13 protein-coding genes are annotated in these 15,448 nt (G+C 54.8%); 6 read left to right on the top strand and 7 right to left on the bottom strand.

Annotated features, from left to right (window positions below; all coding sequences use genetic code 11):
- Nucleotides 1-57: 57 nt before the first annotated feature.
- Both RGQ30_RS01130 and RGQ30_RS01125 read right to left on the bottom strand, forming a co-directional pair.
- Nucleotides 58-2,106, bottom strand: coding sequence for a S8 family serine peptidase (locus RGQ30_RS01130; protein WP_130557039.1), 2,049 nt, complete (start codon nt 2,104-2,106; stop codon nt 58-60).
- A gap of 84 nt (nt 2,107-2,190) precedes the next feature.
- The gene (locus RGQ30_RS01125) at nt 2,191-4,467 is read right to left on the bottom strand and encodes a PhoX family protein (RefSeq protein WP_130557040.1); all 2,277 of its coding nucleotides are present in this window, start codon (nt 4,465-4,467) and stop codon (nt 2,191-2,193) included.
- A 230-nt stretch (nt 4,468-4,697) separates the two neighbouring features.
- Here RGQ30_RS01125 and RGQ30_RS01120 point away from each other — a divergent pair, with 230 nt between their 5' ends.
- The 4 genes from RGQ30_RS01120 (at nt 4,698) to RGQ30_RS01105 (ending at nt 8,019) form a co-directional block, all read left to right on the top strand.
- Nucleotides 4,698-5,198 carry a DUF4864 domain-containing protein gene (locus tag RGQ30_RS01120; RefSeq protein WP_298218588.1) on the top strand — a complete coding sequence of 167 codons (501 nt, stop codon included), beginning with the start codon at nt 4,698-4,700 and terminating at the stop codon, nt 5,196-5,198.
- A gap of 1 nt (nt 5,199) precedes the next feature.
- Complete coding sequence (locus RGQ30_RS01115) at nt 5,200-5,556, top strand: HesB/IscA family protein (RefSeq protein ID WP_130557042.1); 357 nt, start codon at nt 5,200-5,202, stop codon at nt 5,554-5,556.
- 256 nt (nt 5,557-5,812) lie between these two features.
- Entirely contained in the window at nt 5,813-7,498 is a 1,686-nt protein-coding gene (locus RGQ30_RS01110; protein WP_338284624.1) for a methyl-accepting chemotaxis protein, read from the top strand.
- A gap of 71 nt (nt 7,499-7,569) precedes the next feature.
- Nucleotides 7,570-8,019: a cache domain-containing protein gene (locus RGQ30_RS01105; RefSeq protein ID WP_130557044.1), complete on the top strand. Its 450-nt coding sequence runs from the start codon at nt 7,570-7,572 to the stop codon at nt 8,017-8,019.
- A 50-nt stretch (nt 8,020-8,069) separates the two neighbouring features.
- Here RGQ30_RS01105 and RGQ30_RS01100 read toward each other — a convergent pair whose 3' ends face one another.
- The 4 genes from RGQ30_RS01100 to RGQ30_RS01085 all read right to left on the bottom strand — a co-directional run bounded on the left by RGQ30_RS01100 (nt 8,070) and on the right by RGQ30_RS01085 (nt 13,067).
- The gene (locus RGQ30_RS01100) at nt 8,070-8,351 is read right to left on the bottom strand and encodes a helix-turn-helix domain-containing protein (protein WP_130557045.1); all 282 of its coding nucleotides are present in this window, start codon (nt 8,349-8,351) and stop codon (nt 8,070-8,072) included.
- A gap of 23 nt (nt 8,352-8,374) precedes the next feature.
- Complete coding sequence (locus RGQ30_RS01095) at nt 8,375-9,763, bottom strand: aldehyde dehydrogenase family protein (RefSeq protein WP_338284623.1); 1,389 nt, start codon at nt 9,761-9,763, stop codon at nt 8,375-8,377.
- A complete protein-coding gene (locus RGQ30_RS01090) occupies nt 9,760-11,415 on the bottom strand; it encodes an acetolactate synthase large subunit (RefSeq protein WP_130557046.1) in 1,656 nt (551 codons plus the stop codon). The genes RGQ30_RS01095 and RGQ30_RS01090 overlap by 4 nt, the downstream gene beginning before the upstream one ends.
- Before the next feature lie 98 nt (nt 11,416-11,513).
- A complete protein-coding gene (locus RGQ30_RS01085) occupies nt 11,514-13,067 on the bottom strand; it encodes a flavin-containing monooxygenase (protein WP_130557047.1) in 1,554 nt (517 codons plus the stop codon).
- Nucleotides 13,068-13,228: 161 nt separating this feature from the next.
- Here RGQ30_RS01085 and RGQ30_RS01080 point away from each other — a divergent pair, with 161 nt between their 5' ends.
- The gene (locus tag RGQ30_RS01080; RefSeq protein WP_130557048.1) at nt 13,229-13,657 is read left to right on the top strand and encodes a DUF4149 domain-containing protein; all 429 of its coding nucleotides are present in this window, start codon (nt 13,229-13,231) and stop codon (nt 13,655-13,657) included.
- Nucleotides 13,648-14,703, top strand: a complete 1,056-nt coding sequence (locus RGQ30_RS01075; RefSeq protein WP_130557049.1) for an AraC family transcriptional regulator — start codon at nt 13,648-13,650, stop codon at nt 14,701-14,703. Before RGQ30_RS01080 ends, RGQ30_RS01075 begins: the two co-directional genes overlap by 10 nt.
- On the opposite strand, the gene RGQ30_RS01070 is transcribed toward RGQ30_RS01075, so the two are convergent.
- Nucleotides 14,695-15,093, bottom strand: coding sequence for a hypothetical protein (locus RGQ30_RS01070; RefSeq protein ID WP_130557050.1), 399 nt, complete (start codon nt 15,091-15,093; stop codon nt 14,695-14,697). The two genes, RGQ30_RS01075 and RGQ30_RS01070, sit on opposite strands and share 9 nt — an antisense overlap.
- Nucleotides 15,094-15,448 lie beyond the last annotated feature (355 nt).

Genomic DNA, 15,448 nt, shown 5'->3' with positions numbered 1-15,448 from the left:
GCTGATTGTCAATGGAGGTATGACCAAGTAATCATCAATTCTATCCCAATTTTCTGTTCACGCCCCCTTAAGCCCTGCTTGCGAGGACCGCCACAAGCCCAACCCGGCCCACAAGGCCAACAGCCCGTACAACCCCAAAGCCCCACCGCCACCGCCTTGCGAAGCTGAAGCCACAGGGGCTGCAGCCACACCATCGCTGTTGCTCTCGCCGACCGCAGCGCTGGGTGCAAACATGCGTTCATTCACCCCATTGCCAACAAGACGAACAACACTGGTGTGGATGCGATTGATGGAGGTGTCGGTCACGGTAAGGGCAAACTCGGCGATATTGCCAGCCAGCCCTGACTGAACCTGCAAGGTATCTGAATCAATGCCGGCCAGAACCACTGGCTGGCCAAAAACTTGCTGCCAACGGTAAGTCAGATTGCCAGCGCCACCTGTGCTGTTGCTGCTTAAGCCAGCATCAATCACAAAGGGTCCGTTGTTACCGACCACGGCAGACTGAGGCACATTGGCCACGGGCAGGGCATTGGACAATGCGCGAACAGCATTCAATGTTCCCAGCGGATTCAACAAACCGGCACCACAGCTGAATGCTGTGCAATTGCGGCGCGTTGGCCTGAAAATACTAGTCCCGAAATCTGCATTGGCAGGATATGCCAAAGCGTTGTTGCGCAACAGGTTTTCAATTTGGGCAGGCGTCAAATCTGGCCTGACCGCCTTCAGCAAGGAAATAGCCCCAGCGACCATCGGTGCGGAAAAACTGGTACCCGCCACCAACTGCAACGCTGTGCCGTTGGCTTGTGGGGTTGAAGACCCTGTGTTGCTGACGGCGGCATAAAAGCCATTTGCATTTCCTGGGGCATGCAGGGTCAGAAAACCATTACTGGTACCCTTTGCAGTATAAGTGGCCAATTGCCCATTCTGTTGCGCTGCGCCGGCTGCAATGGAGCCGGCGCAGTTGGCCGGGTATTGAACCGCACCACCCGAGTTGTTGCCAGCGGAGACAACAACCGACACATTGCGGGCACGGGCATCGGCAATGGCCAGTGCAACGGGATCGGCAACTGAGCAACCACCGCCCAGCAAGGGGGTATCAGTGGCAAAACTGAGATTGATGACATTGGCTGGGTTGGGATTCACGCCAATGCTGGGGTCAACCCGCCCCGAGCCGGTGGCCCAGTAAAAGGCATCCACGATGTCGGAGCTGCTTGCAATGCCGCAACGCCCTGAAACCCGAACAGGTAAAATTTTGGCATTCCAGTCCATGCCTGCGATGAACTGCCCATTGTTGGACTGCGCTGCCGCCACTGAGGCCACCGTAGTGCCGTGCCATGAACTGGTGTTCGAACCATCCGGGCAAGTGGTTCCATTGGGTGGTGCATCACCTGGATCGGAAGGATCGGGATCTCGGCCATTGCCATCATTCGAGCCTGAATCCAGCAAAGGCCCCGCTTCGCGATTGCCCGTGGGCGGTGTCACCTGGCTGACAAAGTCGTAACCGGGCAACAGGCGACCTTTGAGTTCGGGGTTGTCAAACAAAACGCCGGAATCAAGCACAGCGATGACCACACTACTGCTTCCGCGGGTTTGAGCCCAAACATCCTGCATTCTCAAGGATGCATACGCCCCATTGTGAAGATAACTGGCCTGGTTGGCGGCGTAACGTGTGTCACTGGGCGCAGGTACGGCGGCCCGCTTCAGTTGAATGTCCGGGCTGGCAAAGTTGACCCCAGGCAGGGCATTCAACACAGAGGCTATGGCCTGCGTGCCTTGTAAACTGCCCAACACGGGCAGACGCTGCATTTCGATCAGGTAACTGTTGGGTTGAAGCAGGGGGCGAACCATTTTCACAGGTACACCCAAAACGGCTTGAAGCTTGTTCAGCATGTCCGCAGATTGGGCGTTGGGCATATTGACCACCCAGCGCAAGTGGGTTGTGGAGGAGCTTTGTGGCGTAACTTGCGCGTGAGCGGGCAAGTGAATCAATGCCGGAATTGCACACAACGCAGCGATTAACAGCTTTTTTACAGACACAAGCATTACTCCAAACAACATGGCCTTGATGAATTGGTACCCCGGCAGTCGGGCAATAGATTCAAACAAGTAAAAACCCCGACCTCCTTTGGGGAAGCCGGGGCCAAATTCAGCCTGCAAATACAGTCTGATCACAACTTGTAACCGGAGCGGTTATTCTGCGCCGATAACCCCGCCATCAGTGCGACGAATCACAATGGTGGCTGAACGTGGGCGCAGGCTACCGGCCGGGCCGTAATTTCCAGCAGAGGCACTGCCAGCAGGCCAAGTAGACTGGAAGGTAAAGTCCGCTGCCATGCCCAAGGCAGCAGTACGCTCACCAGGGTGCTGAATATTGACGAAAATGGCCTTGCCATCGGGTGTCTCGGTAATACCCGTAATTTCACAGCCCTTGGGGCCCACCAAGAAGCGACGCAGCTTTGCATCACCCAAGGCAGCACCAATGAATGATTGCTGTGCTTCAGTGCCCCCCAGGGTGTTGTTGACAGTGATGGCTTGGCCATCACCCACCTTGCCTGGCAAGGCAGCCAGCAACATACAGTTGGTAGAGCCAGTGAAGGCGCCGTCGTCAGTTTGAATCCAGCAAATGCCGGTTTTCTTGCTGAACCACAAGCCGTCAGGGGAAGAGAAGTCGTTGTTCTCGCTCAGGCCGGACAAGTTGGCCGGTGCGGCCGCAGGTGCGCCGAACAGGAAGATGTCCCAGTCGAAGGCAGTTGCTGTGGCGCGTGTGCCGTCTTCCTTCAGACGAATGATGTGGCCATTGGGGTTGCCCGAACCGGTTGAACCGTTGCTACCAGCGTAAGCGCGCGGGTTGGCTGCATCGGTGTTACCGATGTTGCGGCTGCTGTTGTTGGTCATGGTGAAGTACACATCGCCATTGACCGGGTTCACAGCGCCCCATTCCGGACGGTCCATTTTGGTGGCACCCACTGCTGTAGCAGCGTGGCGTGCATTCACGAATACATCCGCCTGGTTGGCAAACACGTAGGTGGAATAGTTTTGAATGCGTGTGTCGGTAATGGTCAATTCAATCCATTCGCCACGACCTGTGTCATTGAATTTGGCGACGTAAAGCTTGCCTTCGTCAAGATACTTGTCACCTGCCACAAGGCCACGACCAAAATCGGCTGGGTCCCAGTTGGCGGCAGTCACGAACTTGTAAACGTATTCGTTTTGCGAATCGCAACCCATGTAGAAGGCCAGGGGCTGACCCGCTACAGGAATACCAACAACCGCTGCTTCGTGCGCAAAGCGGCCCATGGCCACACGCTTGCGGGGCAGGCTGCGGGGGTCCAAGGGATCAATTTCCACGTTGTAGCCGAAGGTGTTGGCTTCGTTACGGAAGTCCTGGCTGCCATCGGCGGCTGCGCCGGCAGCCGAGAGGTCCCAACGGTCAAAACGGTCATCGCCGCGGCTTGCCGTGAACCAGCCTTGCGACGTGGATGATGTCGCCGCCATTGCGATGGGGGCAGATGGTACGCCATAACGTGCACGGGAGGCTTGCTCACGCGGACTTACAGGGTTAGAGCCCTTGGGCATATTGAAGTAGAAGGCCCAGTTTTCTTCACAGGCCAGGTAAGTGCCCCATGGCGTGGTGCCATGGCCGCAGTTATTCAAAGTTCCGCGACTGGACACACCTGTGGTGTCAAACCGGGTCACCATGAAACGGCGAATGTCGTTGATGTGAGCGGCTGGGCCGTTGATGCGCATCAAGGTTTGTGCTGTCACTCGGCGGTTCCGGTTTGAGGCCAGGTCGACACTCCAGCGACCATCAGTGCCGCGAACAATTTCAACCAGAGACACGCCGTGGTGGTTGATCTCTTTCAACACTTCGTCCACGGGGCGGTCCAACAGGTCCCAGCCACCGAACTGGCTAAACTTCTTGCCATTCACACCACCGGTGGTTTGGCCACGCGGGTGAAAGAAGTGGGCATCAGCGGAGCTTTCATGGTTGACTGCCAACACGGCGCGACCGGTGTCTTCGCGTGTGGCACGACCTGCTGAGTCGATGAAGAAGATGTCCATGCCATCGTGGTGGTCACCAATGCGCTGGGCCCAATCGTCAGCTTCAGTACCCAGGTTGCTGTAAGCGGGAATGCTGGTGTTGATGCGATCGCCAGTGGCGTGCAGAACTTGGTAGGTATAACCGGGCGGCAGCATGACATCGTCGGCAATCGACTTGGCCACAGCGTTAAAAGTCAGGGCAGAAGCCTGCTGCAGGGGGGCAACACCTGTGCCGGTGGACGCTACCGCATCACCACCGCCACCGCAGGATGCCAGCAGCGGCAGTGTTGACGCGGCAGCCAGGCCGACGCCACCGCGCAACACGTTGCGGCGTGCGGGGTTGGCCAATGCACGGTCTACCACTTCCTGAAAATGTTCGTTGTCGGACAGATTGGTAATTACGTCATCTTGTTGATAATGCGACATCCTGACTCTCCCTTGAATTTGAGGCGCAACTAATTAACTCCGAGAATTTATGTGAGCCACATGACAGGCGTTTTGCAGCGGGAGTGTCAAAAACTGTCACAAAAGCAGAATGGAGATTACAAATACTGAAAATTTGCTCGCCTTTCAAGTAGATGGAAGGGAGTAGCCAATTTTTTGAATTTCATGGCAAACTACAGAAATGTTCGGTTGGAAGTGGAGGCAGTTTGACAATGTCCGATCAATCTCAGGAAGTACCCAGGCGAAAACCGCGTACAGACCGCGAAAGCAGTATTCGGCAACGAATCTGGAAACTGTGGCTTGTCTTTTTTGCGGCAGGTTTGGCCGCCGCCTTTACCACCAGCATGAGTCACGCTGGCGAAGCCGAAGACCGCCAGACATCAAGGGCAGTGATAGAGGCCCAACTTGAAGCTTTCAAGCAAGGCGATGGGCCCAGGGCCTTTTCTTATGCAACCCCCACCATCCAAGGCCTGTTCGGCAATGCGGACAAATTCATGCAAATGGTGCGCGATGGTTACGATGTGGTACTTGAACCCGCCTCGGTACGTTTTGTGAAGTTTCAAAGCGATGGGTCAAGCGCCTTGCATGCGGTGCAAATGATTGACCGACAAAAAACATTGTGGAACGTATACTATGTGCTTGAGAAGCATTCGGATGGCAGTTGGCGAATTGCCAGTTGCGAAACCGAAAAAGCTGAAACCAGCCTGATTTGACATGACCTCTGAAACACTTACCCCCACCTGCAATGTGTCCCTGACTGACTCAGCCCAGGAACGTATTCTTGACCTGCGCGACAACATGCACAAGCCCGCCATGATCCGCTTGTACGTGCAAGGGGGTGGCTGTTCCGGATTTGAATACAAAATCGATTTGGCGCGGGAAACCGACGAAGACGATATTCTGGTTCAGATCAACCCGTACATTCACCTGTACATCGACCCGGTCAGTGCGCCCTACCTTGAGGGCACCACAATCGACTACGAAACTCACACGCTGGCGTCACGCTTCGTGTTCAACAATCCGCAAGCCAAAAGCACATGCGGCTGCGGATCAAGTTTCTCGGTGGAATAATTCCGCTGCCGCACTATCCAGAACTAGCCCAAAAATAGGCACCGCCCGGTGCCCATGCTCTAATTCCTCTCAAGCGCAGCCCAATCTGAATCTACGCCAAGCGCGTTACCTCGTCTGGGCTAATTCTTCAAAATACTGAAACAAACCTGCTTTCCTCGCCCTTTTTGCCTCGAGCTTTTTGATCAAGATGGTCAAGACATCGTCAATCAGACATGGTCATGGCCAGCTGCCACCAACCCAGGGGAGAGATCAATTGTTGAGCAAAACAAAAGCCGGGCCCTATGGCTTCAACCTGAGAAAACTGTCATTTGGACACATCAGGTTCACCATTGGTGCGAAGCTTTTTCTGGCACCCGCGGTCCTTGCGCTGGTGGTGCTACTGGTCTGTTACCTGGCAGTCCAGTCCATTTTCGGCCTTCGGCAATCTCTTGAAGAGGCTTACAACGTTCGAATGCAATATGCGCAACAGGCCAGCGAAATTTATGGCGCTGTAATGAAAACTCAGGCCCAAACAGCGTCGATGATCAGCAAAGTGTTGTCCAATGCCTCTGAAGAAGTTGTCGCCCCACTCGCGCAAGCGATAGAAAGCGATCTCAGGACAGAGTCAACACGGGTAGCCGGGCTGGCACGAATGCCCGACCTGAGCCTGGAAGAAAAGACTTTGTTTCTTCAGGCTCACCAAGCCATTGATAACTACGCCAAGGTGATCAAGGAAACCATCGAGTTCAGCACGATTGATGCGTCCATGTCGGCCGTGTACCTGGTCAAAACCGAAGCCCAGTTTGTAAAGCTGTCAGACCTCGTCAACAGGCTGGTGGAACTTGAAACCCAATTGGGAATCGATGCGCAGAAACGGGCAGTTGCAGTGTCCGATTCGCAACTGCGTATTGGCCTTGGTGCGTCGGTACTGGCCATGGTGGTGGCGCTCTTGCTCAGTTACCTGATTCGCAGAAACGTACTTCATTCCATTCTTCGCATCAAGTCAGCCCTTGACCGCCTTGCAGACGGCAACCTGACTTTCGTGTGTCAACGCGAAGGGCGCGATGAAATTGCCCAGATCGAGACACAGCTGGGCGCGGTCAGCGGTTCGCTGCGGATGCTGGTGGGCAAAATCAAAGACTGTGCAGAATTGACTTCACGAGTAACGGGCGACATGGCATCGCGACTGGAAGAGATCGACAAGGGCTCATCCAATCAGTCTGACGCCAGCAAATCGATTGCAACCACTGTTGAGGAACTGACCGTCAGCATTGCCTCCATTTCCGACAATTCAACTGACCTCAAGGCCATTACCCACCGCACGGGTATGGCAACCAACGAAGGAAAAGCCAGCATGGGCAGCCTGGTTCACGAAATTGAACAGGTGAACCTGGCCTTCTCGCAGGTGCAATCCAACGTGGGTGAGTTTGTATCCAATGCAATGGCGATTGAACGGATGACTGCAGTGGTCAAGGAACTGGCGTCCAGAACGAATCTGCTGGCCTTGAATGCCTCCATTGAAGCAGCGCGGGCTGGTGAACATGGTCGCGGTTTTGCGGTGGTGGCCAACGAAGTACGAAGCCTGTCGGAGTCTTCTACCAAGGCCGCGAATTCGATCGAATCCATCACCCTCCAAATTTCCGCCAAGGCGGGAGATGTGCGGGGCGCCCTGGGGCAGGGAGAACAATCGCTCACGCAATGCAAAGACTCCCTGGCCATGCTGACCGAATCATTTGACCAGAACATCCAGAACATTCAATTCACAGAAATCAACGCGGAAAACATCTGTGCGTCGATTGCAGAGCAAAGCAAGGCCAGCCAGTGCATGGCGGCAGAGATGGAAAAAATTGTCGACATGATCGAGGTCAACTCCAGCCTGACTGGTCAGGCTGCCCAACTGGTGGGCGAGCTGCGGGGTTCGGTATCAGGCATGAACATTCAAATTGCGAAATTCAAGGTTTAGAACACTGAAGTCCATATGGACACCCGATCAACTCGGGGTCTTCAATCCACTACCTACACAGGAGAATAACCATGCGTAAAATTTTCTCGGCCGTTTTGCTTTCATTGAGTTTGGCTGGCACTTCCGCCATGGCGGATAACGCAACCAAGGAACAGGCCGTTGCCTTGGTGAAAGAGGCAGCAGCAGCGGTGAAAGGCAGCGGCAAGGACGCTGTGATCAAAGAGGTGAATGCCAAAGACGAGAAGTGGTTCAAGGGCGAACTGTACCTGATCGTACTGGACATGTCTGGAGCACACCTTGCACACCCGACCAATCAGAAATTGCTGGGCAAATCCATGTTGGACCTGCCCGATGTAGACGGCAAAATGTTCCGCCAGGAGCGCGTTGACATAGCCAAAGGCAAGGGTGAAGGCTGGGTTGATTACAAATACAAGAACCCGCAAAGCGGGAAGGTCGAGGACAAAACCCTGTATGTATTCAAACAGGGTGACGTGATTTTGTCAGCCGGAATTTACAAGTAAAAACACCAGGCGGGCATGGCCCGCCGCAGTCGCCTCATCTGACAGGCAAATCACACAATTTTTGCGTTTCTGAACAGCTGATCCACCGTAAGGCGGGCCAGGCTGCTTTCATCACGCGGGTCTGTCGAGGAAAACAGATTGACCTGCAAGGCGTCGAGCACCGCAAAAAAACGGTTGACGCTGATGGAGCCCGGGTTCTTTTCCAGAGAAGACACGGTTCGTTGATCAATACCCAACTTCTCACCCAACTGCTTCTGGGTCAGGCCGAGCTCTCTGCGGCGCGTGCGAATCAGCACGGTTACCTCGTTCAGATTTACTTTTTTCAGTGCCATAGTGTTTCGAGTTTGGAATGTAATTAAAGCTTGATGACCGCCATTTTTTCCTGAGTCATGTCACGCAAAGTGTGGCCGATGCCACCTACCCCGTAGCCTGAGTGTCGACGGCCGCCAAAAGGCATCCAGTCCACACGAAACGCGGTGTGGTCATTCACCATCACCGCGGTGGCATCCAGTTCACGTACACAACGCAGGGCCGCATTCAACTTCTGGGTAAACACTGCTGCCTGAAATGCAACTGGCAAGCTGTTGGCTCGCAAAATTGCATCCTCGAGAGATTCAGTGCCATATACACACACCACAGGTCCAAATACCTCCTGTGTACTGACTTTGGCCTTGGCCGGCGGATCAAGCAACACAGTGGGTGCGTAGGTGGTTTCACCCAGCCGGTGACCACCACACAACACTTGCGCACCTGCGCGTGCGGCCTCATCGACCCACTGTTCAACGCGGTCCACTTCCTTGGGGTTGACCAAGGGACCGCACTCGGTTTCGGTCACGATTGCATTGCCCACCTTCAACAACGAAGCCTTGTCAGCAATGGCCTGTGCCACAGACGTGGCCATGTCTTCCGGCACATAAATCCGCTGCACACTGACACAAACCTGACCGGAATGATAAAAGCCGCCTTTGACCAAGGCCGGGATCATGGCATTCACATCGGCACTTTCGTCGACAATCACAGGGGCCACGCCACCATGCTCAAGCGCACATCGGGTGCCTGCGGCCAGTTTGCTTTTCAGGTGCCAGCCCACGGCCCCGGAACCGATGAAGCTGAAAAACCCGACCCGGGGGTCGGTCACCATTTGTTCGGCCACCGCGCTTGTGCATGGGGCAAAACGACACCATTCTTCTGGCAAACCAGCTTGATACAACAGGTTGACGAAGGCTTGGCAGCTCAATGGCGTGGCACTGGCCGGCTTGACCAACACGGGGCAACCTGCCGCCACCGCCGGACCCACCTGGTGAACAATCAAATTCAGCGGGTGATTGAATGCAGACACAGCCACCACCGGCCCAATGGGTTCGCGGGTGGTGAATGCCATGCGACCCGCCCCGGCAGCCGTTAAATCCATGGGGATTTCACTGCCGGTAAGGTGACCGAGTTCCTTGATACACAGCTCTACGCCATCAATGGCGCGGGTCACTTCCACCTTTGCATCCACCAGGGGCTTTCCGCCTTCATTGGCGATTTGAAAGGCCAGTTCATCAAACTGGCCCTGCATCAGTTGTGCGGTTTTTTTCAAAATGGCGATGCGCTGGTGTGCGGGCAGCCAGTTCTTGCGCTGCCTGTGCAACTGGGTGGCGGTATTCAACCAGCCGTCAATGGTGGGCCAATCCACCAGTTTGACCTCACCGATGGATTTCAGATCATAAGGGTTGACCACTTCAAGCAGGGTGTTGTTCATATCAGGCATACCTTGGCAGCCAGCTCATCGATCAGCACTTTCTTGTTTTCCGAGTAATCCACCGGCACATCCACAATGTGCACGCCGCCTGATTTGAAGGCACGGTCGATGGTGGGCACCAGTTCAGCCGCACTGCCCACCCTGTGGCCGGTGGCGCCATACGCCTCGGCATACTTCACGAAATCAGGGTTGCCAAATTCAAGGCCCCAATCCGCAAAACCGGCGTGCTCCTGCTTCCAGCGGATCATGCCGTAAGAGCTGTCGTTGAGAATCATGACCACCAGGTTCAACTTCAGCCGCAGGGCTGTCTCGATTTCCTGGGAATTCATCATGAAGCCGCCGTCGCCACAGATGGCCATGACCCGGCGGTCGGGATACAGCATGGCGGCCATCATGGCCGAAGGCAAACCGGCCCCCATGGTGGCCAGAGCATTGTCCAACAGCACCGTGTTGGGTTCATAGGCTTTGTAATTGCGAGCAAACCACAGCTTGTAAATGCCATTGTCCAGCGCAATGATGTCTTTGGCGCCCATGGCGCGGCGCGTTTCAGCTACCAGGCGCTGGGGTATAACCGGAAAACGGTTGTCGTCAGCCCCTTCCTTGATGTGCAACTCGACTTCATCGCGAATGCGGTTGAAATAGGCGAAATCGCATTCCAGCTTGCGGCCAATTTTCTGGGTCAGTTTCTGGATTGAACGGGCCACATCGCCCACCACCTCACACTGCGGGAAATACACCTGATCCACTTTGGCGGACCGGTAGTTCACGTGAATGACTTTCTTGCCATTGTGCGTCATGAAGAACGGGGGCTTTTCAACCACATCGTGCCCCACATTGATGATGAGGTCGGACCGTTCAATGGCGCAGTGCAGGTAGTCTCCATCCGATAGGGCAGCAGTACCGAGAAAAAGCGAAGAACCTTCATCAACCACCCCTTTGCCCATCTGGGTGCTGAAAAAGGGAATGCCCGTGGTTTCAATGAATTCCTGCAAAGCGAGGCGGGCCTGTTTGCGGTTGGCCCCTGCACCCAGCAACACCAGTGGCATTCGGGCTGAGCGGATCATGGACACGGCCTCGTTCAACACGGTGTCGTCGGCCACGGCATAGTGCCGTTCACTGCGAGGAATAACAGTGGCTGTGGTGTCTTCGGCTGCAATGTCTTCGGGCAGTTCGAGCAACACGGCGCCTGGGCGCTCTTCTTCAGCCACGCGAAAAGCCTCGCGTACCAGCGCGGGTATGGTATTCCCGTGCACAATCTGCTTGCTCATTTTGCAAATAGGCGCAAACAGGTTGACCACGTCGATGATCTGAAACTGCCCCTGCTTGGACTTCTTGATGGGCTTTTGCCCGGTAATCATAATGAGAGGAAATGCGCCCAAGTGCGCATACGCAGCAGGCGTGGTGAAGTTGGTGGCACCTGGCCCCAGCGTGGCCATGCACACGCCAGCGCGGCCAGTGAGGCGACCATAAGTGGCCGCCATGAAACCGGCCCCCTGCTCATGCCGCGTGAGAACCAGCTTGATGCTGCTGTTGCGCAGGCTTTCCACAAAGTCCAAGTTTTCTTCACCGGGTACGGCAAAGATGTGTTTCACGCCTTCTGCTTCAAGGGCCTGCACGAGCAGATCGGATGCTTTGGTACCTTGCGTAGACACTGGCGCTCTCCTGTGGGGTGAACGCCTAGTGTCTGCCTGTTATGCATCAAGATCAATAGCCATGTCCATTCTGCATTCGGACGCCAAACCAGTATGAATCAGGCTGATTTCAGCGCCATCAAGCCTGTGCTGAGGTGGTCTGTAACACGCGGCTTGACGATTTTGCCGTTGCTGCCTGTCAGCACATATTCCGCCGGGTTGAACCTGGCCACGCGCATGCGGTACTCGGCATTCAAGCCGGGGTACAAGGTGTTGTTGCGGCCGTTGGGGCTGAGGTACCAACTGGCGCAACCACTTTTCCACACGGTGTGTTCACTGCGGAAATCCATGGAATTCACGAACTTCTGTTCCACTTCAGGCTTGACCGCGATGGCTCTCAGCTTGCGCTTCTGGCGCAGCTTGATGGCCTGAATAACATAACCAATTTGCGCTTCGGCATAGGCAATAACAGACGTGTGGCCGGGCCCCGTGAACGGACCAACCAGGAAATACAGGTTGGGGAAACCTGCTGTTGAAATGCCCTGGTAGGCTTCCGAACCTTCTTTCCATTTCTGGTTCAGGCTGGCGCCACCAATGCCCTTTGCATCGATGGGCGAACCCGTGTGGCGCACTTCGTAGCCAGTGGCGTAAATGATCACGTCCAATTCATGCTCCACACCGTCGGCAGTGCGAATACCCTTTTCGGTAATGGAGTCGATCGCATTGGTTTCCAAGTGCACATGCTCTTTCTGCATGGTGGGGTACCAGTCGGAGCTGACCAACACCCGCTTGCAACCAAACTTGAAAGTGGGCGTCAGCTTCTTGCGCAGTTCAGGGTCTTTGACCTTGCGCGCCAGGTAGCTGCTGGCCATTTTTTCAGGCTGGGCCTTGAACATGTCGTACTTCAGGATCAGGAAAGGTGCCGTCAGCTCGTTGAACCAGTACACGCCCAAACGGTTCATCTTCATGTTGATGGGGGCTTTGCGGTTCAGTGCCTTCTCGGTCTCTTCAATCGTGCGGTCAGGGCGGGGCATGATCCAGTTGGCCGTGCGCTGAAACACCACCAGGTTTTTCACTTTGCCGGCAATGGCTGGGCCAACCTGTACAGCGGTGGCTCCAGTGCCAATCAAGCCCACGCGCTTGCCTTCCAGCTCAACGGAATGATCCCAAGCCGCGGTGTGAACGGTTTTGCCCTTGAACTTTTCTGCGCCCTTGAATTCTGCAACCTTCGGTGCGCTAAAGGGGCCCACTGCGGTGACCACGTTGCGGGCCTGAATGGTTTTGCCATCGGCGGTGGTGATGTTCCACAAACCGGTTTGCTCGTCGAACGCAGAACCTGTGATGCTGGTGTTGAACTGGATGTGAGGGTACACACCGTATTTGGTGGCGCAGTGGCGCAGGTACTTGTAAATTTCGCCCTGCTTGGCGTAGCTGTTGCTCCATTCAGCCCAAGGCTCGAATGAATAGCTGTACAGGCTGCTTTTGACATCGCAACCGCAACCGGGATAGGTGTTGTCGCGCCAGGTGCCGCCCACATCATGGCCTTTGTCGAAAATCTTGAAATTGGTTTCGCCTGCTTTCAGCAACTGAATGCCCATGCCAAGGCCGGAGACGCCTGCGCCAACAATGGCGACTTCAAGAATGTTCTGTGCTTCTTTTTTCGGGCTGCCCATTTTGTTTGTCCGTGTGATTTGGTTTTCGATGCATTGCAGTGTAGGGGCTGAGCGGGGGGCAGCGTGAGTGTGAAAAGTGACTGATTTGGAGTCAATTTGGGCCAAGCACCTGTATGCTGGTGCAAAATACAGATTCGCAGTAACTCTATGGCAGGTGATGTATGGAATGGTTTCAAGCTTTGACAACCTTGGCGCTCGGCGGTTTGTTCGGCGGTATCCTGGCTTTTTCGGCCCTGTTCGCACCGCTGGTATTCACCAAGCTCCCCATGGAGCAGGCTGGCCCTTTCATTCGCGCGGTATTCCCCTGGTATTACCTGTATGTGATCGTATTTGGCTTTCTCAGCGCGATTTTTGCAGGCCTTGCTGGTGCAGGTTTTTGGGTGCTGTCTTCTTCAGCTGTTGTCGCCTTGGCCAGCGTGTACACACGACAAGTCCTGATGCTTCAAATCAATGAACTGCGCGACCGCGAACTGGCGGGCGATGTGGCTGCTGGCGCCGAATTCAAGTCGAAACACCGTTTGAGTGTGATCATTAACAGCGTGCAACTGCTGCTGGCAGGTGCCGCGCTGGTTTGCTGGGCATGGAACTAAAGGACTACCCGCAGCTTAGGCTGCTGGAGCAAACCACGGTTGCACAGGCGTACCCGCTGTTCTTCGTGAACTACGCCGTTCAGCGCGGGTTCCTGGCTGAAGACGTGCTTGAACACAGCGGCTTGACCCTTGCCCAGTTGCAAGTGCCCCATGCCCGCATTGCGGCCGCGCAACATGGCGTGATTGTCATGAACCTACTGGCCCTGTTTCAAAGCGAACACATTGCCATCGACATGGGTTTGCAAAGCAGCCTGACCAAGGCCGGCATGATCGGCTTTGGCTTGATGAGTTGTGCCAGCCTACGCGAAGCCGTTGAGCTGGGAATTCGGTTTTTGCCCACCAAGGTGCCCTTCTACACCATTGACACCACGGAGGACGAACGCACCTTTGTGTGTCACATCCGAGAGGCCATGTCGCTGGAACCGGTGCGCAAATTTGCCATTGAAAACTTTGTGATTGAAGTGTGGCGCCTGTTTGAAAGCCTGTTCAACCCCATCGGCAATTCCAATGAGGCCAGCGGTATTGAACTGTGGTTTGACTGGCCCGAACCGGCCTACTACGCAAGTTATGCCAGCAGCCTGCCCAGGTGCCGATTCAATGCGGCAGGCAATCAAATTCGCATACCCGTCAAATGGCTGGACCTGCCCCTGCCCACCGCCAACGCAACCACCGCCCAAATGGTGATTCAGCAGTGCGAGCAGGAATTGATCGCACTGGGTTTGGGCGACAATTTAAGCGGGCGCGTGAAAAACCTGTTGATTTGCCGCGACGGCAGATACCCCCAGCTTGAAGACATGGCTGAAACCCTGCACATGTCGGTGCGCACCTTGAAAAGAAAGTTGCAAACCGAGGGGCGAAGCTTCACCGACCTGCTTGGCGAAGTAATTCAACGGGATGCCTGCCTGTTGCTGGAAACCACCCGCCTGACCGTTGATGAAATAGCACAACGTGTGGGCTACCAAGACCGCGCCAATTTCACACGGGCATTTAAAAAGCTGACAGGCAAGACACCGAGTGAGTACCGGGACTGGGTCGTACTAAGGTAAGTTGAAACAATTCAGATCTGCCAGTTTGGGAGTTTTCAGTGAATTAGGGGAGTTTGTGAATTGATAAACCCTCGCCCATTCAAGATCGCCTTGGTTAACGGAAAAAACCACCCTGCATTGCTTGCGGGCATCCGGAAGTGCTTCACACAAGGACTCGATTTCTACTGGCTTGCCAACCATGTCGGCCAGCGCCCAAGCCACGTCTTGTGACAGAGTTTTCGCAACTGATGATCGCTGTGAATCAGGCTGATATGGCTCACAAGCCGGTTGCATGCTGATCACCAATTGGCCATTGCCCAAAAGTAGTGTCAAGGCTTCCTGATTGGCCAAAGCCAGGTTCGAAAACGTAGCCAACCAGGTACAGACCCATACGACAAGTAGCTTATTCATTGCCCAACACACCAAAGTAAAGTTGCGTTTTTGACCCATACAGTCCGTTGAACTTGACTAAAAATCGCTCTGGTGAATCGGTAACCACCTTGTCCCTTGGTATCCCATGACATATTTCCGCACAGCATGCCAAAACCCAAATCAAGTGCATGTGACACAAAATGTGCGCAGTGATTCAACCCAGCTGAATCCAGTCCGGTAGAACAAATATCCTTGATGTCCAACCCTTCATACTTTTCAAGGTCAGCGGTCTTCAAACCGTCCAGCCTCAGTTTGCTTTGGCAAACCAACTCCATGTTTTACCCTCCCATATTCATTCGAGACCGCAAAATTACCGGATTAGGACCAAAGGTGA

The sequence above is a fragment of the Limnobacter thiooxidans genome, from assembly GCF_036323495.1.
Classification (GTDB): Bacteria; Pseudomonadota; Gammaproteobacteria; order Burkholderiales; family Burkholderiaceae_B; genus Limnobacter; species Limnobacter thiooxidans.
The sequence above is the reverse complement of the archived record's forward strand: the minus strand, read 5'-3'. Positions and strand labels throughout refer to the sequence as shown.

Coding starts and splice junctions, on each gene's coding strand:
- RGQ30_RS01125 (WP_130557040.1), bottom strand. CDS start 4,467: ATGTCGCATTATCAACAAGATGACGTAATTACCAATCTGTCCGACAAC.
- RGQ30_RS01120 (WP_298218588.1), top strand. CDS start 4,698: ATGTCCGATCAATCTCAGGAAGTACCCAGGCGAAAACCGCGTACAGAC.
- RGQ30_RS01115 (WP_130557042.1), top strand. CDS start 5,200: ATGACCTCTGAAACACTTACCCCCACCTGCAATGTGTCCCTGACTGAC.
- RGQ30_RS01105 (WP_130557044.1), top strand. CDS start 7,570: ATGCGTAAAATTTTCTCGGCCGTTTTGCTTTCATTGAGTTTGGCTGGC.
- RGQ30_RS01100 (WP_130557045.1), bottom strand. CDS start 8,351: ATGGCACTGAAAAAAGTAAATCTGAACGAGGTAACCGTGCTGATTCGC.
- RGQ30_RS01095 (WP_338284623.1), bottom strand. CDS start 9,763: ATGAACAACACCCTGCTTGAAGTGGTCAACCCTTATGATCTGAAATCC.
- RGQ30_RS01085 (WP_130557047.1), bottom strand. CDS start 13,067: ATGGGCAGCCCGAAAAAAGAAGCACAGAACATTCTTGAAGTCGCCATT.
- RGQ30_RS01080 (WP_130557048.1), top strand. CDS start 13,229: ATGGAATGGTTTCAAGCTTTGACAACCTTGGCGCTCGGCGGTTTGTTC.
- RGQ30_RS01075 (WP_130557049.1), top strand. CDS start 13,648: ATGGAACTAAAGGACTACCCGCAGCTTAGGCTGCTGGAGCAAACCACG.
- RGQ30_RS01070 (WP_130557050.1), bottom strand. CDS start 15,093: ATGAATAAGCTACTTGTCGTATGGGTCTGTACCTGGTTGGCTACGTTT.